General features: G+C 59.0%; 1 pseudogene. It reads right to left on the reverse strand.

The features are described from left to right. Positions 1-910, reverse strand: a pseudogene (locus ACEQFP_RS17455) (IS91-like element ISVsa3 family transposase); the annotation flags it as partial. Positions 911-1,028 lie beyond the last annotated feature (118 nt).

Raw genomic sequence — 1,028 nt, forward strand, 5'->3', positions numbered from 1 at the left:
ACCCGGCTACCTTGCCAATCCCGTCACCGAACGGATCACCACTGGTCGGCAGAGTTTGCAAAGTGAACACCTTTCGCCCCGCCTGTGAACCGACAGCGATACGGTAAGTGATCGAGTGCCCCAGCAGGGGTGTCATCGGGTCGTCATCCACCGCATCCGAGGCCAGATAGCTGTTTTCGACATCCCGTTCCAGCAGGCCTTGCCGTTCCAGATAGCGACCCACCCGGTGGGCGATGGTGTGCGTCAGCTGGGTGAGCTCTGGGCTGGTCGGCGCCTTGACCCAGCGGAAACGCGCTGAGCCGTGGGATTGCTCGACATACACACCGTCGAGAAACAGCATGTGGAAGTGAACATTCAGATTGAGCGCCGATCCAAAACGCTGGATCAGGGTGACCGCGCCCGTCTTGGCCACTTGGTGGGTATGGCCCGCTTTCTTGACCAGGTGCGTGGCAATGACGCGGTAAACGATGCCCAGCACCCACCCCATGATCTCGGGCCGGCTGGCAAACAGGAAACGCAGCTGAAACGGGAAGCTCAACACCCACTGACGCATGGGTTGTTCAGGCAGTACTTCATCAACCAGCAAGGCGGCACTTTCGGCCATCCGCCGCGCCCCACAGCTCGGGCAGAAACCGCGACGCTTACAGCTGAAAGCGACCAGGTGCTCGGCGTGGCAAGACTCGCAGCGAACCCGTAGAAAGCCATGCTCCAGCCGCCCGCATTGGAGAAATTCTTCAAATTCCCGTTGCACATAGCCCGGCAATTCCTTTCCCTGCTCTGCCATAAGCGCAGCGAATGCCGGGTAATACTCGTCAACGATCTGATAGAGAAGGGTTTGCTCGGGTCGGTGGCTCTGGTAACGACCAGTATCCCGATCCCGGCTGGCCGTCCTGGCCGCCACATGAGGCATGTTCCGCGTCCTTGCAATACTGTGTTTACATACAGTCTATCGCTTAGCGGAAAGTTCTTTTACCCTCAGCCGAAATGCCTGCCGTTGCTAGACATTGCCAGCCAGTGCCCGTCACTCC

It is taken from the genome of Edwardsiella sp. A.80236, from assembly GCF_044540725.1.
Lineage (GTDB): Bacteria > Pseudomonadota > Gammaproteobacteria > Enterobacterales > Enterobacteriaceae > Edwardsiella > Edwardsiella tarda.